Origin of the sequence: Amycolatopsis sp. NPDC051045, assembly GCF_040682955.1 — a bacterium.
Taxonomy (GTDB): Bacteria; Actinomycetota; Actinomycetes; order Mycobacteriales; family Pseudonocardiaceae; genus Amycolatopsis.
In genome coordinates this window covers 1-25700 of sequence record NZ_JBFBCC010000014.1, presented here as the reverse complement: position 1 = coordinate 25700, position 25700 = coordinate 1, and the positions used below count along the sequence as shown (strand labels likewise).

The following is a 25700-nucleotide window of genomic DNA, read 5'->3' as shown; positions in this document are numbered from 1 at the left end:
CGTGGAGACCTTGAGCCGACGAGCCCTGAACCGCGCCACGCTGGAGCGCCAGCTGCTGCTGCGCCCGGCGAAGATGTCGGCCTACGACGCGGTGGAGCACCTGGCCGGGCTGCAGGCGCAGGCGCCGTTCCCGCCGTACTTCGGGCTGTGGTCGCGGCTCGAGGGGTTCCGGCCCGCGGAACTGGCGGAGCTGCTCGAGAGCCGGCGCGTGGTGCGGATCGCGCTGATGCGCGGCACGGTCCACCTGGTCACGGCGGCGGACGCGCTGGCGTGGCGGCCGGTGGTCCAGGTGCTGTACGACCGCGACCTGAAGACGAACACCCAGCACGCGCGGGCGCTGGCCGGCCTGGACCACTCCGCGGTCGCCTCGGCGGCCCGGGAGCTGCTGACGGCTTCGGCATTGGCCAGCACGGCGCTGGGTGCCGAGCTGGCGCGAACCTGGGACGTCCCGGCGGCTTCCCTGACCCACCTGGCCCGTGCTCGCCTGCCCCTGGTCCAGGTGCCGCCGCGGGCGATCTGGGGCAAGGCGGGGCAGACGACGTACGCGTGCCTGGACGAGTGGGTCGGTGCTCCGCTGTCGCCGCCTTCGCCGGCGGAGCTGATTTCCCGGTACTTGCGCGCGTTCGGCCCGGCTACGGTGGCGGACGTGCAGACGTGGGCGGGCATCACGCGACTGGGCGAAGTGGCCGCTTCGATGGACCTGCGGCGCTACCGCGACCCGGACGGCCGCGAGCTGCTGGACCTCCCGGAACTGACGGTGCCCGACGAGGACGTCCCGGCGCCGCCGCGGTTGCTGGGGCCGTTCGACCAGACGATCCTGTCCTACGCGGACCGGACCCGGGTGATCTCGGACGCCTACCGCAAGCGCGTGATCTCGCAGAACGGCCTGGTCAAAGGCACGCTGCTGGTCGACGGACAGGTGTGTGGCTTCTGGGACACCAAGGCGTCCCGCAAGGCGGCGGTGATCGAGCTGTCGCCGTTCGAGAAGCTGGCGAAGCGGGACTTGGCGGGGTTGGAGAGCTCGGCGGGGCAGCTGGTGAAGTGGGCAGAGCCGGCCGCGGAGACCCACGAGGTGCGCGTCCACGCGCCGGAGTGAGCTGGCCGGAAATCTCGATTGCGTGACCGTTCGTGGCCTGTTGTCACAGGCGTCCGGTGCGTAGCTTTTCCGGCATGACTGGTTCGGCGAAGGGGCCGTCGGTGCTGATCGTGGGCACCGGGTTCGGCGGCATCGGGACGGCGATCGAGCTCAAGCGGGCGGGGTTCACCGACTTCACGATCCTGGAGAGCGCCGCCGAGGCCGGGGGTGTCTGGCGGGACAACACCTACCCCGGGGCCGCGTGCGACATCCCGTCACCGCTGTACTCCTTCTCCTTCGAACCCAACCCGCGGTGGCCGAAGCGGTTCTCCCACCAGCCCGACATCCTCGCCTACCTGCGGCGCGTCATCGCCAAGTACGGGCTCGAGCCGCACATCCGCTACCGGACCGAGGTCACCGGGGCCGCGTTCGACGCCGACCGCGGTGTCTGGCGCGTCGAGACGCAGAGCGGGGAGACCTACGAGGCCGACGTCTTCGTCCCGGCCGTCGGGCAGCTGTCGCGACCGGCACTGCCCGCCATCCCGGGTCGCGAAAGCTTCGCGGGCGACGCCTTCCACTCCGCCCGCTGGGACCACGGCGTCGAGCTGGCCGGCCGGCGCGTCGCCGTGATCGGGACCGGGGCCAGCGCCGTGCAGTTCGTGCCCGAGCTACGGAAACACGCCCGCCACGTCACGGTCTTCCAGCGCACGCCGCCGTACGTCATGGCAAAGTCCGATCCGCGCTACCGGCGGTGGCAGCACTGGCTGTTCGAGCACCTGCCGGCCACCCAGCTGCTCGGCCGGCTGCGGATCTTCCTGCTCGCCGAGTACGCGACGTACGCCATGACGCGGCACCCCGTGCTGGCGAAGATGTTCGAGCTGCGGACCGCCCAGCTCCGGCGCCGCCACATCAAGGACCCGCGGCTGCGGGAAAAGCTGAAGCCGGCGTATCCGCTCGGCTGCAAACGGATCCTCTTCACCAACGACTACCTGCCCGCGCTCGCCCAGCCGAACGTCGACGTCGAGACGCGGCGGATCCGCGAGATCACCGCGAACGGCGTGCGGGTCGAGGACGGCACGGAGATCGAGGCGGACGTGCTGATCTACGGCACCGGGTTCGCCGCGACGGAGTTCCTCGGCCCGATGGAGGTGCGCGGCCTCGGCGGGCGGTCGCTGCGGGACGAGTGGTCCGGTGGCGCGCGGGCGTACCTGGGCATGAGCGTGCCCGGCTTCCCGAACATGTTCTGCGTCTACGGGCCCAACACGAACCTCGGCGCCGGGTCCATCATCTACATGATCGAGCGGCAGGCACGGTACATCCGGCAGGCGGTGGAACGGCTCACCCGCCCCGGAGTGTCCTATTTGGACGTGCGACCGGAGGTCGAAGAGCGGTACGACCGTGAGGTGCAGCAGCGGCTGGGTCGCAGCGTCTGGAGCGCCTGCACGAGCTGGTACCGCCAGGCCGACGGCCGGGTGACCACCAACTGGCCGGGTCTGGTCACCGAGTACGACCGCCGGACCCGGCGGTTCGACGTCGCGGACTACCGGGTGGTGGCCTGATGGACTACGACGTCCTGGTGATCGGTTCGGGGTTCGGCGGCAGCGTCACGGCGCTGCGGCTGACCGAGAAGGGCTACCGCGTCGGCGTGCTGGAGTCCGGCCGCCGGTTCGCCGACGACGAGTTCGCGAAGACGTCGTGGCGGCTGCGGAAGTACCTGTGGGCGCCGAAACTGGGGTGCTTCGGCATCCAGCGGCTGACGCTGCTGAAGGACACCTTCGTGATGAGCGGCGCCGGCGTCGGCGGTGGCTCGCTGGTGTACGCGAACACGCTGTACGAGCGGACCGCGTCCTGCGCGAGGTCGCCGAGGACATGGGCATCGGTCACACGTACCGGCGCACCCCGGTCGGCGTCTACTTCGGACAGTCCGGGGTGGACCCGTTCTTCGGCGGCGCGGGCCCCGTCCGGCAGTCGTGCACGCTCTGCGGCGAATGCATGACCGGCTGCCGGGTCGGAGCGAAGAACACGACCGTGAAGAACTACCTCCACCTGGCCGAGCGGGCGGGGGCCGCGGTGCACCCGCTGACCACGGCGGTGACGGTCCGGCCGATCGACGGCGGGTACGCGGTCGACACGGTGCGCACCGGCCGCCGGGCCCGCCGGACGTTCACCGCGACGCAGGTGGTGTTCTCCGCGGCCGCCCTGGGGACACAGCGGCTGCTGCACCGCATGCGCGACACGGGAACGCTGCCCCTTCTGTCGCCCCGGCTCGGGCTCCTGGCTCGCACGAACTCCGAAGCCGTCCTGGCGGCGCGGTCGCTGCGGGCGGACACGGACTACTCGCGGGGCGTCGCGATCACGTCGTCGATCCACCCGGACGCGGTCACGCACGTGGAGCCGGTGCGGTACGGGCGCGGCAGCAACCTGCTGGGCCTGCTGGCGACGGTGCTGGTGGACGCGTCCCCGGGGCGCCGTCGCTGGGTGCTCGGGCTGCGGGAGCTGTGGCGGCAGCGGCGGAACCTGCTGCGGATCCACAACCCGCGGCACTGGTCGGAGCGGATGATCGGGCTGCTGGTGATGCAGACGCTCGACAACTCCGTGACGACGTACACGAAACCACGCTTCTTCGGCTTGTTCGGCCGCCGGATGACGACGAAGCAGGGCGCGGGCTCGCCGTCACCGTCGTGGATCCCGGCGGGCCATGAGGTGACGCGCCGGGTGGCCGCGAAGATCGGCGGGCTGCCGCAGGGCGCGTGGACCGACTTGGCGAACATCCCGATCACGGGCCACTTCATCGGCGGCTGCGCGATCGGGGATTCCCCCGCCACCGGCGTGGTCGACCCGTACCAGCGGTTGTACGGGTATCCGGGGTTGCACGTGGTGGACGGGTCGGCGATCTCGGCGAACCTGGGCGTGAACCCGTCGCTGACGATCACGGCGCAAGCCGAGCGGGCGATGGCGTTCTGGCCGAATCGCGGCGAAGAGGACGCGCGGCCGCCGCTGGGTGCTTCGTACCGGCGGGTGGCGGCGGTGGCGCCCAAGAACCCGGTGGTGCCGTCGGAGGCACCGGGCGCCCTGCGGCTGCCGTTGACCCCTCGGTGAGAGGCCCTCCCGGACCGCGCCGCCGGGAGGACCTCTCGGTGCACCGTTACGGCAGGCCCGCGAGCCCGGCCGAGACCGTGTTGGCGAACGCGTAGCCCTGCGACGCGTCCCAGTTGATCGACCACGTCATCGCGCCGCGGATCGACGGGTACGTCGTCGACGGCTTGAAGCTGCCGCACGACGTCCCCTTCGCCAGGCAGTTCAGCGCCGACACCGTGTTGGCCGGTGCCTGGTAGCCGCCGCCCGCCGCCTGCGGTGAGGCCGGCAGCCCGAGCCCGACCTGGTCGGCGCGCAGGCCGCCCTGCAGCTGGATGCAGGCCAGCGCGGTCAGGAAGTCGACCGTGCCCTGCGAGTAGACGTTGCCGTTGCAGCCGTTCATCGAGCCGGAGTTGTAGTACTGCATGTTGACGATCGTCAGGATGTCCTTGATGTTCAGCGCGAGCTGGAAGTAGCCGCTCTGGGTGGACTGCATGTCGATCGTCTGCGGCGCCATCGTGATGACCTTGCCGCCGCCGTTGTGGATGCTGCGCAGCGCCTGGCCCATGTACGTGGCGTTGATGCCGTTCTCGAGGTCGATGTCGACGCCGTCGAAGCCGTAGTTCGCGATCAGCGCCTTGATGCTGTTCGCGAAGTTGCCGGCCGAGTTGGAGTCGGCGACGCTGATCGTGCCGTTCTGGCCGCCGACCGAGATGATCACCTTCTGGCCGCGTGCCTGCACGGTCTTGACGTCGGCCTTGAACTGGGCGTCCGTGTAGCCGCCGAGCTGCGAGGACAGGCCGGAGTCGAGCGTGAAGCCCACGGCGCCCGGCGTGCCGGTGGCGTCCGCGAACGACACCGCGATGATGTTGTACTTCGCCGGGACGTCGGCGAGCTTCAGTGCCTTGGCGCCGTTGTAGAAGTTCTGCCAGTAGCCCGTCAGGACGTGCTTGGGCAGGTCACCCTGCGTGGGCGGCGTCGTGGTCGTCGTCGTCGGCGGGGTGGTGGTCGTCGTAGGCGTGGTCGGGGTGGTGGGCGTGGTCGGCGTCGTCGTCGGCGGGGTGCCGGGGCCGTCGAGGCTGACGTCGTCGGCGAAGTACGCCGGCTGGCCGTACCAGCCGTGCAGGTACACCGTCAGCGACGTGCTCGAGCCGGTCGTGAAGCTCAGCGAAAGCTGCTGGTAGCCGCTGGTGCCGGGCGTCCAGGTGCTGGCCGACGCCGAGCCCGAAGCACCCAGGTAGACGTAGCTGCCCTGGACCCAGGCCGACAGCTTGTACGCCGTGTTCGGCGAGACGGCGAGCGTCTGCGAGCACTGGGCGTTGTCCGACGAAGACGGCGTCGCGTTCAGGGCGCGGCTCCCGCCGTGCACCGGGGTGCTCACCGCGGCCGACGTGCCGGTGCACGTCCAGCCCGTCGTGCCGGCCTCGAAGCCGGGGTTGGCCAGGATGTTCGCCGCCGAAGCGCTGCCGGCGAGCACGAAAGTCACGCCAAGACACAGCGCAACCACGGAAAGTAAGGAAAGCAGAGCGAAGCGGACCTTGGGGACCACGGGCGACCTCCACGACACTGGTGAGGCAGGTCACCACAAAGTGGACTAGACCAATCTGAATGTCAAGCAGCCCCATCCGAAAGTCGGGGTGGCGGAAACGGCAGAATGAGACGATCGGATCCAGGCGAAGCAGGAGCGTGTTGCAGTGAGCGTGTCGGTCGAGCAGAAGATCGCCGAAGAACTGGGCGTGCGCGAAGGACAGGTCAAGGCCGCCGTCGAGCTGCTCGACGGCGGTTCGACCGTCCCGTTCATCGCGCGGTACCGCAAGGAAGTCACCGGCATGCTCGACGACGCGCAGCTGCGCACGCTCGAGGAGCGGCTGCGCTACCTGCGGGAACTCGACGAGCGGCGGCTCGCCGTGCTGGAGTCGATCCGCAGCCAGGGCAAGCTCGACGAGGCCCTGGAGGCTTCGATCCTCGCCGCGGACACGAAGTCGCGGCTCGAGGACATCTACCTGCCGTACAAGCCGAAGCGCCGCACGAAGGCCATGATCGCGCGTGAAGCGGGCCTGGAGCCGCTGGCCGACGGCCTGCTGAACGACCCGGCGACGGACCCGCAGGCCGCGGCCGCGGTGTTCGTCGACGCGGACAAGGGCGTCGCGGATGCGCAGGCGGCGCTGGACGGCGCCCGCGCGATCCTCGTCGAGCGCTTCGCCGAAGACGCCGACCTCATCGGCGAACTGCGCGAGAAGATGTGGGGCCAGGGCCACCTGGTGGCGAAGGTCCGTTCGGGCAAGGAAGAGGAAGGCGCCAAGTTCGCCGACTACTTCGACTTCTCCGAGCCCTACACCAAGCTCCCCTCGCACCGCATCCTCGCGATGCTGCGCGGTGAGAAGGAGGACGTCCTCGACCTCACGATGGCGCCGGAGGAGCCCACCGACGAACCGCAGGTGGGCCCGACCGACTACGAACGCCGCATCGCGGCCAAGTTCGGCATCACCAACGAGGGCCGCCCGGCCGACAAGTGGCTGAACGACACCGTGCGCTGGGCGTGGCGCACCAAGATCCTCCTGCACCTGGGCATCGACCTGCGGATGCGGCTGCGCCAGTCCGCCGAGGACGACGCCGTGCGCGTGTTCGCGGCCAACCTGCGCGACCTGCTGCTGGCCGCGCCGGCCGGCACCCGCGCCACCATGGGCCTCGACCCGGGCTTCCGGACCGGCGTCAAGGTGGCCGTCGTGGACGCGACCGGCAAGGTCGTCGACACCCACGTCATCTACCCGCACCAGCCGGCGAACAAGTGGGACCAGTCGATCGCCGAGCTCGCGGCGCTGTGCGCCCGGCACAAGGTGGAGCTGATCTCCATCGGCAACGGCACGGCGTCGCGCGAGACCGACAAGCTCGCCGTCGAGCTGATCAAGAAGCACCCGGAGCTGAAGCTGACGAAGGCCGTGGTGTCCGAGGCGGGCGCGTCGGTGTACTCGGCGTCGGCGTTCGCTTCGGCGGAACTGCCGAACATGGACGTCTCGCTGCGCGGCGCGGTCTCGATCGCGCGGCGGCTGCAGGACCCGCTGGCCGAGCTGGTGAAGATCGACCCGAAGTCGATCGGCGTCGGGCAGTACCAGCACGACCTGTCCGAGGTTTCGCTGTCGCGCTCGCTCGACGCGGTGGTCGAGGACTGCGTGAACGCGGTCGGCGTGGACGTCAACACGGCGTCGGCGCCCCTGCTGACCCGGGTTTCGGGCATCACGACCGGACTGGCGGAGAACATCGTCTCCCACCGCGACTCGAACGGCCCCTTCCGGTCGCGGATGGCGCTGAAAGAGGTCGCCCGGCTCGGCCCGAAGGCGTTCGAGCAGTGCGCGGGCTTCCTGCGCATCCCGGACGGCGACGACCCGCTCGACTCGTCGGCGGTGCACCCGGAGGCCTACCCGGTGGTCCGGCGGATCCTGTCGAAGACCGGCACCGACCTGCGCTCGTTGATCGGCAACACCCGGACGCTGTCCTCGTTGAAGGCGACTGAATTCGTCGACGAGACGTTCGGTCTCCCGACGGTGACGGACATCCTGGCGGAGCTGGACAAGCCGGGCCGCGACCCCCGCCCGGCGTTCAAGACGGCGACGTTCGCCGAGGGCGTCGACAAGATCGGCGACCTCAAGCCGGGCATGCGGCTGGAGGGCGTGGTGACGAACGTGGCGGCGTTCGGCGCGTTCATCGACGTCGGCGTGCACCAGGACGGGCTGGCCCACGTTTCGGCGCTGTCGAAGAACTTCGTGAAGGACCCGCGCGAGGTCGTGAAGCCCGGGGACATCGTGAAGGTGAAGGTGCTGGACGTCGACGTGCCGCGGAAGCGGATTTCCCTGACGCTGCGGCTGGACGACGAGCCGGGCGCACCCTCGGCCAACCGCGGCGGTGGCGGCGGCGAGCGCCGGGACCGCGGCCAGGGCGGCGGCGCTCAGCGCCGCGGCAGCGGCGGCACTGGCGGCGGCGCTCAGCGCGGCGGCAGCGGCGGCGGGGACCGCGGCGGCAACGCCAGCGGATCCATGGCCGAAGCCCTCCGGCGAGCCGGGTTCGGCAAGTAACCAACGTCAGTCCGTGAATGCCACCTTGAGGGACTTGAAGGCTCTCAAGGTGGCATTCACGGCTTTTCCAGCAGGGTCAGCGAAGCGCGAACAAGCCCACCGCGAACAGCGCCACGGGCACCACCGCGGCGGCCGAACTGATCAGCCAGGTGCCCCCGTGCCAGCCCACCGGGGACGCGTCGAGGACCAGCCGGCGCACCAGGGCCGCCTCCACGACCGCCGTGAGCAGAAACCCCAGCCCCACGCTGAAGATCGCCGCCGCGCCGACGAACAGCAGGCCTGAGGTCGATGCCGCTCCCAACGGGGCCGCGATCTCCCAGCGCACCACGCCCGCGGCCGCCGCGAGCAGGGCCAGCAGCAGCACGAACGCCACCAGGAAGCCGACCCGCGCCGTGGTCTGGTGCTGGCCGCGTGCGAAGAACCAGAAGCCCGCGTCGAGCCCCGCCACGACCACGGCGAGCACGACGAAACCCGCACGGAACGTCATCACTTCGTCACTCTAGCGGTGACGGCGGTGGACTGAACCTCACTTCCACGCTGCCCAACGCGCCGAAATCCGCGACCACGTGGCCGCCGGCGTGGATGGGACACGGCGGGGTTGCCGTTCCCGTCGTCACGATGTCGCCCGGACGCAGGGCAAGGCCGTGCCGGGGGATCTCCCTCGCCAGCCAGTGCAGCGCCAGCCGCGGGTCGCCCAACACCGAACTGCCGCTGCCGCGGGAAAACTCCTCGCCATCGGCGTGGAGGACCACCGGCTGCCGGGGCAGGTCGAGGTCGCGCCAGCCCGGCACCGCGCGGCCCTCGACGAACCGGCCCGCGCACGCGACGTCGGCCAGCAGCTGCGGGCCGCCCGCGTGGCGGTGGTCGGTGTAGCGGCTGTCCGGCAGCTCGATCGCCAGGAACATCGTGTCGACCGCGTCGAGCACCGCGGCCGGCGACGGCGACCGGCCCGGGTCGGCCTTGAGCCGGAAGGCGAACTCCGGCTCGGCCACGCCCATGGTCATCGTGTCGGCCGGCACCGCTTCGCCCTCGACGTGGCGGAACCGCTCGAACATCGCGCCCGGCAGCGGCCCGGGAACGTCGAGGTACTGCCGGGCGTACACGGTGGTCGCGGCGATCTTCCAGCCGGACACCGGCCCGGCCAGCTCGGCCAGCGCGGCCTGCGCCGCCATGCCTTCGGCGAGGTCGCGCGGGCGGACGTCGTCCGGGAGACCCTCCAGCCGCTTGCCGGTCAGCCACGCGTCCCAGATCAGCTCCGCCGCCCGCTCCCGGTTCACCCCCGCGATCTTGCCAACCGGAACACCGGGTGTCGATCGGCTTCCGCGGCGAAGGCCTCGGGTGGATCGGTCAGCTTCGCGTCGAAGAACGGCGCCGTCACCGGGATCTTGCGGACGTAGGCGCGCAGCACCGGGCCGGCCGTGGCCGCGTCGGCCTCCTCGACCTCCCACGTCTCGCGCCGGCGACCGCGCCACAGCCGGGCGGTGGCGTCGGCGCGCAGGTTGTGCACCCAGCCGACCTGCCCGTACGGCGAGACCAGCCATCGATCGCCGCCGACCTCGAGGACGTTGACCGGAGTGGTGCGGTCGGCGCCGGAGCGCCGCCCGCGCGTGGTCAGCAGGAGCCCGGTGCCGCCGGTGATCGGGACGCCGCGCTCCAGCAACGCCTTCACGACGACGTTCGCGGCCTTCCGCGTCACGCCCAGCCGGTACTTCCTCGCCATCACGGGTGCATAGCGTAGACCCCGGACAGCTCCCGCACCCGCGCCCAGACGTTCTCGAACCGCTCGGCGTCCACCACCGGCTTGCGCAGCGCGGCCAGGGCGATCGCCTGCTGGGTCTCGGTCGAGCTCGCCTTGCCGTTCAGGTCCACCGCCGCGGCGCTGAAGTCCTGCACCAGCACCGCGAAGATCTGGTCGACTACCTCTTCGTCCAAGCCGGTGATCCGCGCCTGCTCCAGGATCAGCTGGCCGTACACGATCAGCGTGAACAGCTCGGTCAGCGCGAGCCCGAAGTCGAGGTCCGCCTGCTGCGCCTCGTCCGGCGCCGCCTCGGTGAGCAGCTTGACCAGGTAACCGGCCTGCTCGGTGAACAGCGCGACGTTCGGGATGTGCGCGGCTTCGGCGTAGGCGGTCTTCCAGTCGTGGAACCGGACCTTCGACAGGCCGCGCGCCGGGCCCTGGCGGAAGAGGAACTCGTCGTCCGCGGCGTCGGTCCGGGTCGGCACCGGGGCGTACTTTTGCGGCGCGAACAGGTACGCGGGCATGAACTTCGCGATCAGCGCGAGGTTGACGGCCACCGTGCCTTCGAGCTTGGGCAGGCCGTCGATGTCGTTCTTCGACATCGCCAGGTAGGTGTCGGCCTCGAAGCCCTTGGCGGCCACGACGTCGGCCACCAGGCCGATCACCTTCTGCGCTTCGGTCGTCACCTTCATCTTGGTGATCGGGTTGAACAGCAGGTACCGGCGGTCTTCGGCGTGCGCGCTGCGGAAGTAGTCGACGGCGCGGTCGGAGAACAGCTTCATCCCGGTGAGCCGCGCGTAGGCCTCGACGAACCCGCGCCGCACGTGCGGGAAGTCGGTCACCGGCTTGCCGTACAGGACGCGGTTGTGCGCGTGCGTGATGGCTTCGTACAGCGAGTGCGTCGCCATGCCGATGCCGCCGAAGCAGAGGTTGAACTTGCCGATGTTCACGGTGTTGAGCGCGGCGCTGAAGGCTTCGGCACCGACGTGGAGGATGTCGTCGGCGTGCACCGGGTAGTCCTCGAGCCGGAACTCGGCGACGTACATCTGCGACGGCACGACGTTCTTCACGACGTGGTAGTTCGGGTGCCCGGAGTCGGCGTAGAAGAAGACGTACTGGTCCGGGCCTTCGACGCCGTCGATGCGGCCGAACACCGACACCGTGCGCGCGCAGTTGCCGTTGCCGATGTAGTACTTGGAGCCGGTCGCACGGTAGCCGTCGCCGTCGCGGGTCAACACCATGTCGGAGGAGTAGATGTCCGCGCCGTGGTCCTTTTCGGACAGTCCGAACGCGCCGACTCCCCCGGCGTCCAGCGCGTCGGCCGCGCGCTTGCGGGCGACGGCGTTGCCGCTCTGCCACACCGGGCCGAGGCCGAGGATCGTGACCTGCCACGGGTACCAGTAGTTCAGCCCGTAGAACCCGAGGATTTCCGACAGCGCGGCGACGCGGCTGGTGTCCCAGCGCTTGTCCGGGTGGCCCTCGGCGTTCGCGGCCGGGGTCAGGAAGGTCGAGAACAGGCCTTCCTTGCCCGCGAACTCGATGAAGTCCGCGTAGAAGGTCCGGTTGTGGTAGTCCTCGGTCAGCTTCGCCTTGCCGCGCTGCTCGAACCAGTCGATCGTGGCCCGGAGCAGCCGGCGCGTTTCGGCGTCGAAGTGGCTCGGGTCGTACTCGTGCGGGTTCAGCAGCATGGTGGTCCTCCTCGATTACTGACCGGTAACTTAGCAAGGCGATCCGAGTGCGGGCAATCTCACTGGGACTACGTCACCCTCGCCAGCTACACTGATCTTGCGGGCCGCTCAGTTCTGCCTCGGCCCGCTGCTGTTGTCGACTACCACGCGCCGCGGCCGTACGTCGGTCTGCGCCGGGCAGGACAACCCTTCTCAGGTTATGGAGACCAGGGCGCTTCCACGCCCGCACGCACCCTATGAGCACTTTTTCCGAACTCGGCCTGCCCACCCCCCTCGTGACCGCGCTGGCCGCCCAGGGCGTCACCGAGCCCTTCCCGATCCAGGCGGCGACCCTGCCGCACACCCTCGCCGGGCGCGACGTCCTGGGGCGCGGCCGCACCGGCTCCGGCAAGACGTACGGCTTCGTGCTGCCCGTGCTGGCCCGCCTCGCCGCGGGCCCGACGCGGCGCAAGCCCGGCCGTCCCCGCGCACTGATCCTGGCGCCGACGCGCGAGCTCGCGACGCAGATCGAGGCGTCGATCCTGCCGCTGGCGAAGCCGCTGGGCCTGAAGACGACCACCATCTTCGGCGGGGTCAGCGCGAACCCGCAGATCACCCGGCTGCGTGACGGCGTCGACATCGTCGTCGCGTGCCCCGGCCGGCTCGCCGACCACATGCGCTCCGGGCACGTGAAGCTCGACGCCATCGAGATCACCGTGCTGGACGAGGCCGACCACATGGCCGACCTGGGCTTCCTGCCCGAGGTGCGGCGGATCATGGACCAGACGCCGTCCCGCGGGCAGCGGATGCTGTTCTCCGCGACCCTGGACAACGGCGTCGATGTGCTGGTCAAGCGCTTCATGAGCGACCCGATCACGCACAGCGTCGATTCGGCGCAGTCGCCGGTGTCGACGATGGAGCACCACGTGCTGCACCTCGAGGAGACCCACCGGCTGCCGGTGCTGGTCGACCTGACCGCCGCGCCGGGCCGCACGCTGGTGTTCACGCGGACCAAGAGCCGGGCGAAGGCCCTGACGCGCAAGCTCGTCGCCTCGGGAGTTCCCGCGGTCGAGCTGCACGGCAACCTGGGCCAGAACGCGCGGACGCGCAACCTCGAGGCGTTCTCGTCGGGGACGGCGAAGACGCTGGTCGCGACCGACATCGCGGCGCGCGGCATCCACGTCGACGACATCCGGCTGGTCATCCACGCCGACCCGCCGGTCGAGCACAAGGCGTACCTGCACCGCTCGGGCCGCACGGCGCGCGCCGGGGCGTCGGGCACGGTGGTGACGCTGATGACCGACGCGCAGGTCCGCGACGTCCGCGACCTGACCCGCAAGGCGGGCATCAAGCCGACGACCACCCAGCTCGGCCCGGGCCACCCGCTGCTGGCGGAGCTGGCCCCGGGCGAGCGCTCGTTCACGGCGGCACCGGCGCGCCCGGCGGTCGACAACCGGCCGAAGAAGGTTTCCGCCACGGGCACGGCCCCGGGCGGCGGCCGCGGACGCCGGGGTGGCCCCGCCACGCCGAAGGAGAACCGGGGCGGCCAGCGCTCCCGGGCGAACGGCCAGGCGCGGCGCGACGAGCAGCAGCAGCGTTCGGCCGACTCCGGCCGCGGCACTTCGGGAGCCAATCGCCGGTCGGGTGGTGCGGCCGGTTCGGGCAAGACGGGCGGCACCGGCCGCTCGGGCGCCCCGGCCGCGGGCAACCGCGGCGCGGCGGCCTTCTCGTCCGGCACCCGCGCCGGCGGTCGCCGGTCCCGCTAGAGCATCAAGCGTGATCCAACGGGCATCACGCGTGCTGGGGCGGGCATCATCGTGATGCCCCTTCAAGCACGCGTGATGCCCGTTTCTACAGGTTCTACAGGGACGAAGTGAGCCCGCGGGCGCGCAGCACCGCGCGCTCCAGCGGGCGGAACACCACCAGTTCGATACCCACGCCGACCAGCAGGATCAGGAAGATCGCGGCGATCACCGTCTCCATGCTGTTGAACGACGAACCCTGGTTCAGGTACGCGCCGAGCCCGATGCCCAGCTGCGGGGACAGCGCGATCAGCTCGGCCGCCATCAGCGACCGCCACGAGAACGCCCAGCCCTGCTTGAGGCCCGCGAGGAAGCCGGGCAGCGCGGCGGGCAGCAGGATGTGCCGGGCCGACGACAGCCGGTTCGCGCCCATCACCTGGCCGACGCGCGGCAGGATGGGCGGGATCTGGTCGATGCCGGACACCAGGCCGTTCGCGATCGAGGGCACCGAGCCGAGCAGCACCACGAAGTAGATGGCCGCGTCGTTGATCCCGAACCACAGGATCGCCGCCGGGACCCAGGCCACCGACGGGAGGCTCTGCAGCCCGGTCAGCAGCGGCCCGATCGCCGCCCGCACCACGCGGACCTTCGCCACGACCAGGCCGAGCGGGGTGCCGATGAGCACGCCGGCGAGGAAGCCGAGCGCGGCGCGGTGCACCGACGTCCAGACGAAGCCGAACACCTGCCCGTCGACGACGATGCTCCAGAACTGGTCCCACACCGCGAGCGGGGCCGGCAGCTGCGACTCCGGCCAGAAGGCCGCGGCCCAGAGGATCTGCCAGACGACGACCAGCAGGACGAGCGCCCCCAGCGGCGGCAGGAACCCCCAGGCGAACCGCTTCCAGAAGCTCGGGCGGCGGTCGCCTACGGGGGCGTCGAGCGAATCCAGTCCCGCGCCGACCGCGTCCAGGTCGGCTTCGGCAGCCGAGTCAAGCTGCGGCATGGGTGCTGATCACCTCACGCAGGTGCCCGGTGATTTCCTCGGTCAGCTCCTCGGCGTCGGCCAGCGGCACGTCCGTCCATTCGCGTACGACCCGGCCGGGCCGCGACGACAGCAGCACCACGCGCTGCCCGAGCCGGACCGCCTCGCGCACGTCGTGCGTCACGAACAGCACGGACGTGCCCGTGCTGCGGTAGACACGCAGCAGTTCGCCCTGCAGGACGTCCCGGGTGATGGCGTCGAGCGCGGCGAACGGCTCGTCCATCAGCAGGAGCGACTGTTCCGGGTCGCCGCCGACGCGCAGCGTCGCGGCCAACGCGCGGGCCAGCGCGACGCGCTGCCGCATCCCGCCGGACAGCTCGTGCGGCCGCTTCCCGCCCGCGCCGTTCAGCCGGACCAGATCCAGCAGCTCGGCGGCCTTCTCGCGGCGCTCCGCCCGGCCGAACCCGGCCAGCCGCAGCGGCAGCTCGACGTTGCGGGCCGCGGTCAGCCACGGCATCAGCGCGGCTTCCTGGAACATCACCGCGGGCCGGGAGGTGTTCAGCGTGATCTCCCCCGCCGACGGCGCGTCCAGCCCGGCGACCAGGTTCAGCAGCGTGCTCTTGCCGCAGCCGGACGCGCCGAGCAGGCAGACGAACTCGCCGGGCGCGACCGTGAGGTCCACGCCGTCGAGCGCGACGACCGCGCGGCCGCCGGTGCCGAACGTCTTGCGGACGCCGTCGAGACGCACCGCGGTCGCGCCGGTGAAACTGGCCCGGCCGGTCGGGAGGGTGGAGGTCATCGCTGGCTGCCTCTCCGGATCACTCTCTTTTTCGGGGGTTCCGGGTGGCGGAGCCCCCGGCCCGGGGCGGAGCCCCGGTTTCACTTGGTCAGTTCGGGGGCTTGGACGGCAGGCAGGTTCTGCGCCTTCAGCACCTCGTTCAGCGGGCCGAAGTCGGCGAAGCCCTTCAGCGCGACGGCCGACTTCACGACCCCCGCGGTCACCGAGTCCTGCGCGAGCTGCGGGAACTCGGCGGCGACGGGGTCGGTGGTCAGTTCGATGCCGGAGAACGCGCGGTCCAGGACCGCTGCGCTCAGGGTACTGCCGGCCAGCTCCTTCAGCGCCCCGTTGACCACGGTCTTCGCCTCCGCCGGGTTGGCCTTCGCCCAGTCGATGGCGGCGAGCTCGCCCTTGAGCAGGGCGCGGACGGTGTCCGGGTGCTGCTGCAGGAACTCGCTGCGCACGACGACGACGGTGGTCGGGAAGCGGCCGCCCGGCCAGAGCGTCTTCTCGTCGACCAGGACCTTCGCGCCGGCGTCGAGGACCAGCCGGGACGCCCACGGCTCGGGCAGCCAGCCGCCGTCGACCTCGCCCTTCTTGAACGCGTCGAGCGTCTTCGGGTTGTCGAGGTTGGTGATCTTGACCTGATCGGTCAGCTGCTGGCCGGCCAGGAACTTCTTGAGCGCGACGTCCTGGGTGTTGGCCAGTTGCGGGGTCGCGATGTTCTTGCCCTTGAGCTGGTCGACGCTCGTGATGTCGGGCTTGACGACCAGCTGCGCGCCGCCCGAGACGGCGCCGGAGACCAGCTGGATGGCGCCCTTGGACTTGGTGAAGGCGTTGATCGCCGGGCCGGAGCCGAGGAACCCGACGTCGAGGGAGCCGCCGAGCAGGGCGTTGACCTCTTCGGGGCCGGCGTTGAAGGTCTGGGTGGTGAGCTTGGTCGAGCCGAGCTCACCGGAGAAGAAGTTCTTCTTGACGCCGATCAGGGCGGGCGCGTGCGTGACGTTCGGGAAGAACCCGACCCGGACCTCGCCGGCGGCGCCCTGGTTCGTGGCCGGCGCGGTGGTGCTGTCCGCACGCGAACAGCCCGCGAGCACACCCACGACGGTCAGGGCGGCCAGCGCCGAGGCCAGGAAGCGGGTTCTGTGGTGGGTGCGCACGTCAGTGTCGCCTTTCGGGTCGGTGTCCGGGCGAGGTTCGCACGGTCACCCACTCAGGCGCATAGCCATCCGCATCCCGGGAATTCTGCTGAGATTTCTTGACATCGGCGGCCGCTGCGCATAGGGCCCGTGAGAAAGTCGCCGGCGCGGGCAACCGCTCGCGCCACCCGGACGTGGTATGGGTGACCACGGATTCGGGAGGAAGCATGACGAGCAGGGGCCAGGGAGCCGTCGGCGTCCGCGTGGCGCTGGGCGTGTTGTTCATCGGGCTGGGCCAGGCGTCGTTCGAGTGGCTCCGGTCACTGGGCATGGACGCGCTGACGAGCGCGGTCGTCTGGGCGATCCCGGTCATCACCGGTGCGGCGGTGGCGCTCGTGCTGTGGCTGGCTTCGGACAAGGCGTTCACGCTGCGCAACTGGCTGCCGGTGGCGATCTCGATCCCGGTGTACCTGGGCGGCGCGTTCGGCCTGGCCACCGGCACGGCGAGCCTGGTGGCGTCGATCGTCAGCGGGGTCGGACTGGGGGTGGCCGCGGTGGTCGTCGCGGGGCTGATCCGGTCCCGGCGGCAGGCCGAAGCGCGCCAGTAGGGTTGCTGCCGGGACCGCCCGATCAGCGGCGCAGCAGAAGTGACACGTCACCGAACTCGTGCCACAGGTACCGCTGCTCCACCGCCGCGTCGTAGGCCCGCTGGACCACCTCCGCGCCGGCCACCGCCTCCAGCAGCAGCAGGTGCGACGCGTCCGGCGCGTGCAGGCCCGTCACGATGCCGTCCACCACCCGGGCCGGGCGGTCCGGGCCCAGCACCAGGTCCGTCCAGCCCTCCGCCGCCCGGAGAGCACCGTCCGAAGCCGCCGACTCCAGGGCGCGGGCCGCCGTCGTGCCCACCGCTATCACCCGGCCTCCGCGGTCTCGGACCCACGACGCCAACGCCGCCGTCGTCGCCGGCACACGGAACCGCTCCGACTGGGGCGGCTCGGCCGCCTCCGGTGAGGACACTCCCGTGTGCAGCAGCAGCGGTGCGAACAACACCCCGTCCGTCACCAAGCGGGTCACCAGCGCCGGGGTGAAGGGCCGGGCCGCCGAGGGCATCTCCGCGCTGCCCGGCTCGCGGGCGAACACCGTCTGGTAATCCGCCAGCGGCCACGCCCGCGGGACGTACCCGTACCGGATCGGCCGGCCGGCCGCCGCCAGGAAGCCGGTCACCTCGACCGACACCTCCGCCCGCCACAGCCGCGCCGTACCCGCCGCGGCCGGGGCCAGCAACGTCAGCGACGCGTCCCCGGCCAGCTCCAGGCGCTCCCCCGGCCGGCCGTCGAGCAGGGGGCCGCCGGGCGCGCGCAGCTCGACGACCCACGAACCGTCGTCGAGCGGTGTCGCGAAGTGGACGACGACCGGGCGGCCGGCTCGCCGCGCGTCGACCGCCGCCGGGAGGGTGCCGGACGTGTTGACGACCAGCAGGTCCCCCGGCCGCAGGTGCTCGCCGAGCGACGTGAACGCCGTGTGGTGGACGCCGGACGGGCCGGCCACCAGCAAGCGGACCTCGTCGCGGGCCAGGCCGCGCGACTCCGGCGGTGCCGACGCCGACAGGTCCGGCGGCAGGTCAAACCGGATGTTCATGCCGTCACGAGGAGGTCGGCGGCGCGGTAGCGGCCGCTCGGCGGGCGCTCGTCGAGCAACCTCAAGAACGCCGGGACGGCCGTCTCCGGCAACGGCCGGTCCGAGATGTCCTCGCCGGGGAAGGCACGCTGGTGCATGGCCGTGCGCAGGTCGCCCGGGTCGACCGCGTACACGGACAGGCCCGGCTGTTCCACGCCCAGGACGGCGGTCAGCTGGTCGAGCGCGGCCTTCGCGGAGCCGTAGCCGCCCCAGCCCTCGTACGCTTCGACGGCGGCGTCGGAGCTGACGTCGATCACGACGCCCCGAGCCGCAGTCAAAGCAGGCAGGAGCAGCTGCGTGAGCGCCAGCGGCGCGAACACGTTGACGCGGTAGACGTCTTCCAGGTCCGCCAACGGATAGCGCCCCAACGGAGGCAGCGGGCTGACCCCCAGCGAACTGGCGTTGTTGACGAGCAGGTCGAGTTCGGGACAGGCGTCGGCCAGGGCGGCGCGGTGGGCCGGGTCGGTGACGTCGCCGGGGACGGCCGTGCAGCCGGTCTCACGAGCGGCCGACGCCAACGCGGCCGCGTCGCGGCCGTCGCCGATGACCGTCCACTGGCGACTTACCAGCGCGGCCGCGAGGGCGCGGCCCAGCCCGGCGGAAGCACCGGTGACGAGTGCGGTGGGCATGGTTCCTCCTTCGAGGGGTACCACACCATCGTGAAACCTCTACATTACTCGAGGTCAACCGAAGACCTGCCGCGGAGCAGGAAATACGCTGCCAGCGAAACGACGAGGCCGACGTAGTACGCGAGGTCCGCGCCGTGCAGGGCCGCGGCGACCGGTCCGGTGTAGAGGGACGTGTTCATGAACGGCACCGCCGCGCCGAACCCCACGACGAACGCCACCACGGCGGCCCACGGCCGAACGGAAACCGAAGCCAGGACGTCCACGCGCCGCCCGCCGCGGGTGCGCGCGAGCCAGTCCGGGACGACGACGCCGAGGAACGGCGGGATCCAGTAGCTGACGAACAGCAGCACGTTCTCGAACTTCGCCGAGAGGTCGCCGCTGTGCATCCAGAGGATCAGCGCGAACGCGAGCACGGTGACGACCACCGCCGACACCGGGCGCCGCAGCCGGACGCCGACCGTCTGCAGGGCCAGCGAGCCGCTGTAGTCGTTCATCGCGTTCGACGACACCGCGGCCAGCGCGATCACGGCCAGCGCCAGCGCGCCCAGGAACCCGCCGCCGAGCAGCTGAGCGATTCCGCCCGACGTGTGCTCACCCAGCGACGACCCCAAAGCGAGCCCGAGGCCTTCGCCGATCGTGTAGGACGCGACGAGACCCAGCAGCGTGGCCCGGAAGACGCCGCGCGACGACGTCTCGGCCGGCAGGTAACGGCTGAAGTCCGACGCGTAGGGCGCCCAGGAGATCGCCAGCGACAACGTGATCGTCGTGAAGAGGACGACACCGCCCGCGAGATCGGCGCCCGAAGCGGTGTCCGCGGTGACGATCGGGTGGCCGGAAAGGACCTTCACGGCGAGCGCGGCGAACGCGACCACCAGCAGCACGCTCATCACCGCCTGGACACGGTGGATCAGCGCGTAGCCGAACACGCCGAGCGCGCACTGCAGCACGAGCACGATCAGCACGGCCGCCCAGAACGGCAGCCCGGTCAGCTCGGCCAGTGCCTCGCCGCCGAACAGGCCGACCAGCGCGTCCCAGGCGATCGAGCCGAGCCACTGCACCAGGCCGGGCAGCACCACGCCGCCACCGAACGGCAGCCGGGCCAGCGGCAGCTGGCCGGTGCCGGTGCGCGGGCCCCAGGTGGACAGGTACGCCACCGGCAGCGACCCCAGCACGGTCCCGGCGAGCATCGCGGCCAGCCCCGTCCAGAACCCGAGGCCGAGCGACGCGGCGAGGGTGCCCGTGAACACCGCCGTCATCGTCAGGTTCGGCGCGAACCACACGCTGAACAACCGCCACGGGCGCCCGAACCGGTTGCCTTCCGGCACCGGCGTGATGCCGTGGGTTTCGATCGCCAGGTCCCGGCCACCGGTGGGCATCCGCCCGCCGAAGACCTCGGCGTCCAGACCGCGTCCGCTCATGTCCCCGCCTTCCGTCCGCGATCACCCTAAAGCGCAGCCGCGTGGTGTAACGCGACGGCCCGAACGGGCGAATCGGTGGGAACGGCTGCTGGTGGCCGCGGCCTACCTGGTGGTGCTCGGCTCCGGCGTGGTCGGCCTGCTGTTCGGCAACGACCCGCGGGACCTGCTGGCGATCTCGCCGGGTTCGGGCAGCGGCGCCTTCGCCGACCGCGCCCTGGAGCTGGCCGCGACGGCGATCAGCGCGGGTGTGATCGTCGTGCTGCTCTACCGGTGGCTGACCGGGCGGCTGCCGCAGCGGCGGCTGCTGTCGCCGGTGGTGGTCATCGCCCTGGCCGGCGCCCTCACGTCGGGGGCGGGCACGGCGCTCGGCGACGCGCACCCGCTGTCCGGGCCGCTGCTGCAGGCGTACCGGATCCTGTTCTGCCTGTGGCCGCTGGCGTTCCTGACCGGGGTGCTGCGGGCCCGCGTCGGCAACGCCGAGATGATCCGGCTGCTGCTGGAACGCGACGGCACCGGGCTGGCCGCGCTCGTGCAGGACGACGAGGTCTGGAAGGACAGCCGGTCGATCGACGCGCTCAACGCGGCCGCCGGGCTGGTGCTGGACAACCAGCGGCTCACCGCCGAGCTGGAGCAGCGGCTGGCCGAGGTGCGCGCGTCGCGGGCGCGGCGGGCGTCGGCGGGGCGGCCGCCGAGGGCGGCACGGGGCTGGCCGGGCTGCGCGACCGGGTGCAGGCGCTCGGCGGCGAACTGGACGTCGCCAGCGGGCCCGGAGGCACCACGGTGACCGCGGTCATCCCCCTGGACGCCGAAAAGCCGTGAAGGCCACCTTGAGGGACTTGGCGTCCCTCAAGGTGGCCTTCACGGACTTGGGTCAGACGAGCAGCAGGAACAGCAGCCCGTTGGGCACACCGAGGCCGGTCACGTCGTCGTAGCCGGGGGTGGTGTGGATGGTCAGGCCCTGGTAGTCGAGCGTCCGCACCGAGCGGAGCAGACCGTCCGAGGCGTCGACCGCGTTCGCGTAGTCGACCCGGGCCACGGCGGCGTCCACGTGCTTCACGTCGCTGATCGCCGCGGTGCGGGAGGTCAGCTTGTAGATCACGGGGTTGATGAAGCCGTGGTGGAAGTGGTCGAAGCTGTCGGCCACCGCCATGATGCCGGCGAACACCGGCGACGCGAGGCTGGTGCCGCCGATCCGGTACTGGTCGTAGTGCGCACCCTCCGGGAAGGTCTGCGTCTGGCCGACCAGGAAGCCGGTGTTCGGGTCGCCGACCGCGGAGATGTCCGGGACGACCCGGCCCTTCTTGTGGCCGGTCTGGTTCTTCGACGCCAGCGCGTCCGGCACGACACCCTTCTGGTAGAAGGGCTGCTCGAACAGCCGGCTCGTGCCGCCACCGGACCCGCTGGTGTAGGCGGCCGGGCCGTAGACGCCGTTGGTCAGGAGCGACTTGCTGGTCTCCCAGCCGGTCTCGAAGATCCGCTTGCCGTCCTTGCCGATCGCGATGGACGTGCCGCCGACCGCGGTGATCCACGGCGCCGAGGCGGAGAAGTCCGGCGACGGCGTGCCGAGGCGCGCGACCTCGTCACCGTTGTCGCCCGAGGAGAAGTACACGCCGATGCCTTCGAGCACCGCCTGCAGCGAGATCTGGTTGAACACCTTGACCTCGTCGGCCGGGATGTCCTCGCCGGTGTCGCCGTAGGAGTTCGACACGATGTCGGCCTTGTGGCCGGCGACCACGTAGTTCAGCGCGATGTCGAGCGAGTTGTCCTGGCAGTCGGACCCGCCGACGTACAGGATGTTCGCGCCCGGCGCCATGCCGTGCGCGGCCTCGACGTCGAGGGTCTCCTCGCCGTACCAGCCCGCCGCGTCGCACTGGTCCGGCGGTTCCAGCTCGGGGTTCACCGGGAAGACGTGCTGCGAGAACTGGCTCTGCTTCAGCGGGTGCGCCGGGTCGTTGCGGCGCGCGTACTCGCTGGCGTCGGCGTAGATGGTCGGCGAGGCGAACGCGTCCACGATGGCGATCGTGGTGCCCTTGCCGTCCGCGCCGACCTTGTCGATGCCGTAGGCCGAACGCAGCTGCGCCGGGGTGTAGCCGCAGGGCGCGTACGGCAGCTGCTTGCCGTTGTAGGCGGGATCGGTGGTGTCGATCTTCTCGCCGTAGTAGGCGCTGCACGGCGGCGCGTTGCGGAAGCCGGGGCCGGGCGCGACGTCGGACGGCTGCACCGACTTCGCGGCCTTGCCCGAGTCGATGCCGTCGGTGTGGTCCGGCTTGAACAGGTTGGTGGCCTGGTCGACGCCGACGACGCCGAGCACGTCGCCGGCCAGGTTCGCCGGCACGGACAGGTTCTTGTCGGCGGCGCGCAGCGTCTGGCCCTTGACCCGGTACTTGGCCAGGTCGACGGCGAACGCCTTCTCCGTCTGGTCCGCGGTGCCGGTGGCTTCGACGTAGGCGCGGTTCGACGGGACCTCGCCGATGCGGAAGCCGTTGCCGGTCAGCCACGTCTTGACGGCGTCGACGGTCGCGTCACTGGCCGCGAAGCGGTCGCGCACCTGGTCGGGGCTGAGGTACTGGCGGTAGGTCTTGCTGTCCGGGTCGGACACGGCCTGGGCCAGCGCCTCGGCACCGGCGTTGTCGCGCTGGTTTAGGTAAACCCGGAAGCTCAGCTTCGCGGCGGGCGCCGTGTCGGCGACCTTCGCCTGCGCGTTCGCCCACAACGGGTGCGACTGCGGGATGTCCTGACGCCCCTGCGCGGACGCCGTCGCCGGCAGGGTGCCGGTCAGGCCACCCACCACCGCGAGCGAAAGGAGCAGGGTGGAGCTTCTTCGCACAGAAATCTCCCTCTTCGAAAGCGGCCCCAGAAAACGGGCCTGGAACACCGGGTGAGACTAAGCCGGTGTTCCGCTCGCGGGGAAGTGCTTGCGGAACCGTTATCTCGCCGCATATTCACCGGCCGCCGAGCCTGGTACGGAAATCCGATTTGTCGCACGAAAAACGCGAGGAATAGTGTTCGATGTGCGCTAAGTCCGTTTCGTGCCGGTACCGCGGACCACGCGTGGCGGCCGCACGCCACCTACTAAAGTCGGTCGCTCCGTCCACTCCGGACAGTCCGGCGGTGGCGGCCCTTCGCACCCCGGCACCGCGCCGTCACGCCCGCGCGGCCAGCCGCCGGTCCACCTCGGCGGGAGCGAACACCGCGTCGACGACCATCGCCACCGCCCCGGCGAGCGCGAGCCCCTCCCCGCGGCCGCCGATTTCGACGCGCAGGTTCTGCGTCGCGCGCGGCAGGGCCCGCCGGTAGAGCACCTCCCGGACGCCGGCGACGAAGTGCGGCTCGGCGAGGTCGCCGGCGATCACCACCACCCCCGGGTTGACCACGCAGACGAGCGTCGCGAGCACCTCCCCGACCTGGCGGCCGGCGACCTCGGCGAGCCGCACCGCGGCCGGCTCTCCCGCCGCGATCCGGTCGCGCACGCCGGAACCCGACGACGTCGGCAGGCCCAGTTCCGTCAGCCGGGCCGCCAGCGCGCCACCACCGGCGACGGCCGCGAGACAGCCGAGCGAACCGCACAGGCAGCGCACCTCGGGGTGCTCGGGCAGCCGGATGTGCCCGATGTCGCCCGCCCCGCCGTCGATGCCGCGGTACACCTCGCCGCCGAGCACCAGCCCGGCACCGATCCCGGTGGACGCCTTCACGACGACCAGCGCCGTCGAATCCGGGTACCGGGCGCGGTGCTCGCCCAGCGCCATCAGGTTCGCGTCGTTGTCGACCAGCACCGGCGCGTCGAAGCGCGTGCCGAGGTGGGCGTCGATCGGGTAGCCGTCCCAGCCGGGCATGATCGGCGGTTGCGTGACCCGGGCGCGGCCGGGCTCCACCGGGCCCGGCACGGAAACGCCGATGCCGCACACCGGCCGTCCCGCCTCGGCCAGCATCGCCTCGAACCACTTCGCGATCCGGCCGAGCACGGGCTCCGGGCCGTCGGCGACCCGCAGCGCGCCGGCGCGGCGCGCCAGGACCTGTCCCGACAGATCGGTGACGGCGGCCTCGGCGTGCGTCGTGTCGATGCTCGCGGCCAGGACGACGGCGTGCCGGTCGTCGAACCGCAGCTGCCGTGCCGGCCGGCCGCCGGTGGAGTCCTCCTGCGCACCTTCGGCGAGCAGGCCCGCCGTCTGGAGCTGATCCAAGCGCGCGGTGAGCGTCGAGCGCGACAAGCCACTGCGTTCGAGGAGGGCCTTTCGCGTGCTCGCCTGCCCCGTCCGGACCAGCTGCAGAAGTTCGCCGGCGCTGGTCGGCGTGGTCATCCCGCGGCCCCCTTCGGACTTTTGTCCATTGACAAGACACAAGTCGGAGATAGATTGGACATATGAACGTAACACGGGAGCAGGCGGCGGCAGTCCTGGCGGGCAACTGGCTCGGCTCGTCGACCGTGCCCTCCCGTTCGCTCTACCCGCACCAGTGGAGCTGGGACTCCGCCTTCATCGCCTTCGGCCTGCGCCACCTGTTCCCCGAGCGCGCGCGGGGTGAGCTGCTGACGTTGTTCTCCGCGCAGTGGCGTGACGGCCGCGTGCCGCACATCGTGTTCGACCCGGGCACGCCGCCCGAGGCGTACTTCCCGGGGCCGGCCTTCTGGCGCGCCGGCCGGACGTCGGGCCTGGTCCAGCCGCCGGTGCACGCTCGCGCCGCGCTGGCGGTGCACGAGGCCGAACCCGACCACCCGTTCCTCGCCACGCTGTACCCGAAGCTCGTGGCCTGGCACGACTACCTGCGGACCCACCGCGACGCGGGCGGGCGCGGGCTGGTGGCGATCGTGCATCCGTGGGAATCCGGCATGGACAACAGCCCGGCCTGGGACGGCCCGCTTTCGCGCGTCCCGCTCGCCACCGGGTTCGTCCGCCGCGACCTGGACCACGGCTCGGCCGGCGACCGGCCGAGCGACGACGACTACGGCCGGTACGTCCGGCTCGCCGCCGAGTACCGGGACAGCGGCTACCGGGACACCGGCCGCTTCGCCGTGGAAGACCCGGGCTTCAACGCCTTGCTGGCCGACGCCGAACTGGCCATGGCCGAGATCGCGGAGGAGCTCGGCCTGCCGTCGGAAGGCCACCGCGAGGCGGCGGCGCGCGTCGAAAAGGCGTTGCAGGAGAGGTTGTGGGACAGCGCCGCCGGCTTCTTCTTCGCCCGCGACGTCCACACCGGCTCGCTGACCCGGGAGTACACGTGCGCGGGCCTGCTGCCGCTGGTGCTGCCGGACCTGGCGGTCGCGCCGGCCCTGCTGGCGACCGCGACCGGCCCGCGCTTCCGGCTCGGCCGGGTGCACGGCGTGCCGAGCTACGACCTGACCGCGCCGGGCTTCGACCCGGGCCGCTACTGGCGCGGGCCGTCGTGGTTCAACGTCGGCTGGCTGGTCCGGCAGGGATTGCTCCGCCACGGCGAGCACGCCCTGGCCGCACGATTGCGCGACGACCTCGTCGAGACCGCTTCGAAGTCCGGTTTCGCCGAGTACGTCGACCCGCTGACCGGAGCGGGCCACGGCACCCGTTCGTTCAGCTGGACCGCGGCCTTGGCCGTGGACCTGCTGTCCGAGCGGACCTGACGGGCGGGCCGCCCAGCCGCGTCGGGAACGGGATGAACGTCGCCGTCGTCACCCGCACGACGGCCGGGGTGGCGGAGTGGCTGAAGGCGCACGGGCACGGCGGCGCGCTGGTCGTCGTCG

20 protein-coding genes and 1 pseudogene are annotated in these 25700 nt (G+C 71.5%); 8 read left to right on the top strand and 13 right to left on the bottom strand.

The window, feature by feature from the left end:
* Position 1: 1 nt before the first annotated feature.
* The 3 genes and pseudogenes from AB0M80_RS28850 to AB0M80_RS28840 all read left to right on the top strand — a co-directional run bounded on the left by AB0M80_RS28850 (position 2) and on the right by AB0M80_RS28840 (position 4174).
* On the top strand, positions 2-1096 hold the full coding sequence (locus tag AB0M80_RS28850) for a winged helix DNA-binding domain-containing protein (RefSeq protein WP_364571235.1): 1095 nt from the start codon (positions 2-4) through the stop codon (positions 1094-1096).
* Between the two features lie 74 nt (positions 1097-1170).
* On the top strand, positions 1171-2634 hold the full coding sequence (locus tag AB0M80_RS28845; RefSeq protein WP_364571233.1) for an NAD(P)/FAD-dependent oxidoreductase: 1464 nt from the start codon (positions 1171-1173) through the stop codon (positions 2632-2634).
* Positions 2634-4174 (top strand): annotated as a pseudogene (locus AB0M80_RS28840) (GMC family oxidoreductase). Before AB0M80_RS28845 ends, AB0M80_RS28840 begins: the two are co-directional and overlap by 1 nt.
* Before the next feature lie 46 nt (positions 4175-4220).
* Here the strand turns inward: AB0M80_RS28840 and AB0M80_RS28835 are convergent.
* Positions 4221-5699 carry a glycosyl hydrolase family 18 protein gene (locus AB0M80_RS28835; protein WP_364571231.1) on the bottom strand — a complete coding sequence of 493 codons (1479 nt, stop codon included), beginning with the start codon at positions 5697-5699 and terminating at the stop codon, positions 4221-4223.
* A gap of 145 nt (positions 5700-5844) precedes the next feature.
* Here AB0M80_RS28835 and AB0M80_RS28830 point away from each other — a divergent pair, with 145 nt between their 5' ends.
* Entirely contained in the window at positions 5845-8220 is a 2376-nt protein-coding gene (locus AB0M80_RS28830; protein WP_364571229.1) for a Tex family protein, read from the top strand.
* 76 nt (positions 8221-8296) lie between these two features.
* Here AB0M80_RS28830 and AB0M80_RS28825 read toward each other — a convergent pair whose 3' ends face one another.
* From AB0M80_RS28825 to AB0M80_RS28810, 4 genes are read right to left on the bottom strand one after another with little or no spacing between them, the layout of a single operon-like run.
* On the bottom strand, positions 8297-8707 hold the full coding sequence (locus AB0M80_RS28825) for a hypothetical protein (RefSeq protein ID WP_364571684.1): 411 nt from the start codon (positions 8705-8707) through the stop codon (positions 8297-8299).
* A gap of 7 nt (positions 8708-8714) precedes the next feature.
* Positions 8715-9497 carry a fumarylacetoacetate hydrolase family protein gene (locus AB0M80_RS28820; protein WP_364571227.1) on the bottom strand — a complete coding sequence of 261 codons (783 nt, stop codon included), beginning with the start codon at positions 9495-9497 and terminating at the stop codon, positions 8715-8717.
* Positions 9494-9940 (bottom strand): nitroreductase family deazaflavin-dependent oxidoreductase, encoded by a 447-nt coding sequence (locus tag AB0M80_RS28815; protein ID WP_364571682.1) that lies wholly within the window; start codon positions 9938-9940, stop codon positions 9494-9496. The genes AB0M80_RS28820 and AB0M80_RS28815 overlap by 4 nt, the downstream gene beginning before the upstream one ends.
* Positions 9940-11646, bottom strand: coding sequence for an acyl-CoA dehydrogenase (locus AB0M80_RS28810; protein ID WP_364571225.1), 1707 nt, complete (start codon positions 11644-11646; stop codon positions 9940-9942). The genes AB0M80_RS28815 and AB0M80_RS28810 overlap by 1 nt, the downstream gene beginning before the upstream one ends.
* Positions 11647-11882: 236 nt before the next feature.
* On the opposite strand from AB0M80_RS28810, the gene AB0M80_RS28805 reads away from it, so the two are divergent.
* Complete coding sequence (locus AB0M80_RS28805; RefSeq protein ID WP_364571223.1) at positions 11883-13391, top strand: DEAD/DEAH box helicase; 1509 nt, start codon at positions 11883-11885, stop codon at positions 13389-13391.
* A gap of 94 nt (positions 13392-13485) precedes the next feature.
* Here the strand turns inward: AB0M80_RS28805 and AB0M80_RS28800 are convergent, their stop codons facing one another.
* The 3 genes from AB0M80_RS28800 to AB0M80_RS28790 all read right to left on the bottom strand — a co-directional run bounded on the left by AB0M80_RS28800 (position 13486) and on the right by AB0M80_RS28790 (position 16287).
* Entirely contained in the window at positions 13486-14370 is an 885-nt protein-coding gene (locus AB0M80_RS28800; protein ID WP_364571221.1) for an ABC transporter permease, read from the bottom strand.
* On the bottom strand, positions 14357-15148 hold the full coding sequence (locus AB0M80_RS28795; protein ID WP_364571219.1) for an ABC transporter ATP-binding protein: 792 nt from the start codon (positions 15146-15148) through the stop codon (positions 14357-14359). The genes AB0M80_RS28800 and AB0M80_RS28795 overlap by 14 nt, the downstream gene beginning before the upstream one ends.
* An 80-nt stretch (positions 15149-15228) precedes the next feature.
* Complete coding sequence (locus AB0M80_RS28790; protein ID WP_364571217.1) at positions 15229-16287, bottom strand: ABC transporter substrate-binding protein; 1059 nt, start codon at positions 16285-16287, stop codon at positions 15229-15231.
* Between the two features lie 206 nt (positions 16288-16493).
* On the opposite strand from AB0M80_RS28790, the gene AB0M80_RS28785 reads away from it, so the two are divergent.
* Positions 16494-16874, top strand: a complete 381-nt coding sequence (locus AB0M80_RS28785) for a hypothetical protein (RefSeq protein WP_364571215.1) — start codon at positions 16494-16496, stop codon at positions 16872-16874.
* 22 nt (positions 16875-16896) lie between these two features.
* On the opposite strand, the gene AB0M80_RS28780 is transcribed toward AB0M80_RS28785, so the two are convergent.
* The 3 genes from AB0M80_RS28780 to AB0M80_RS28770 are packed head-to-tail and all read right to left on the bottom strand — an operon-like array spanning position 16897 to position 19990.
* Complete coding sequence (locus AB0M80_RS28780; protein WP_364571213.1) at positions 16897-17904, bottom strand: S-adenosylmethionine:tRNA ribosyltransferase-isomerase; 1008 nt, start codon at positions 17902-17904, stop codon at positions 16897-16899.
* Positions 17901-18572, bottom strand: a complete 672-nt coding sequence (locus tag AB0M80_RS28775; RefSeq protein ID WP_364571211.1) for an SDR family oxidoreductase — start codon at positions 18570-18572, stop codon at positions 17901-17903. Before AB0M80_RS28775 ends, AB0M80_RS28780 begins: the two co-directional genes overlap by 4 nt.
* Positions 18573-18616: 44 nt before the next feature.
* On the bottom strand, positions 18617-19990 hold the full coding sequence (locus AB0M80_RS28770; RefSeq protein ID WP_364571209.1) for a cytosine permease: 1374 nt from the start codon (positions 19988-19990) through the stop codon (positions 18617-18619).
* A gap of 91 nt (positions 19991-20081) precedes the next feature.
* On the opposite strand from AB0M80_RS28770, the gene AB0M80_RS28765 reads away from it, so the two are divergent.
* Positions 20082-20774 carry a hypothetical protein gene (locus tag AB0M80_RS28765; protein ID WP_364571207.1) on the top strand — a complete coding sequence of 231 codons (693 nt, stop codon included), beginning with the start codon at positions 20082-20084 and terminating at the stop codon, positions 20772-20774.
* An 87-nt stretch (positions 20775-20861) separates the two neighbouring features.
* Here the strand turns inward: AB0M80_RS28765 and AB0M80_RS28760 are convergent, their stop codons facing one another.
* Entirely contained in the window at positions 20862-22817 is a 1956-nt protein-coding gene (locus AB0M80_RS28760; RefSeq protein ID WP_364571205.1) for a S53 family peptidase, read from the bottom strand.
* A gap of 316 nt (positions 22818-23133) precedes the next feature.
* Positions 23134-24288, bottom strand: coding sequence for an ROK family protein (locus AB0M80_RS28755; RefSeq protein ID WP_364571203.1), 1155 nt, complete (start codon positions 24286-24288; stop codon positions 23134-23136).
* Between the two features lie 62 nt (positions 24289-24350).
* Between AB0M80_RS28755 and AB0M80_RS28750 the strand changes: the two genes are divergently transcribed.
* Positions 24351-25580: a trehalase family glycosidase gene (locus tag AB0M80_RS28750; protein WP_364571201.1), complete on the top strand. Its 1230-nt coding sequence runs from the start codon at positions 24351-24353 to the stop codon at positions 25578-25580.
* Positions 25581-25700 lie beyond the last annotated feature (120 nt).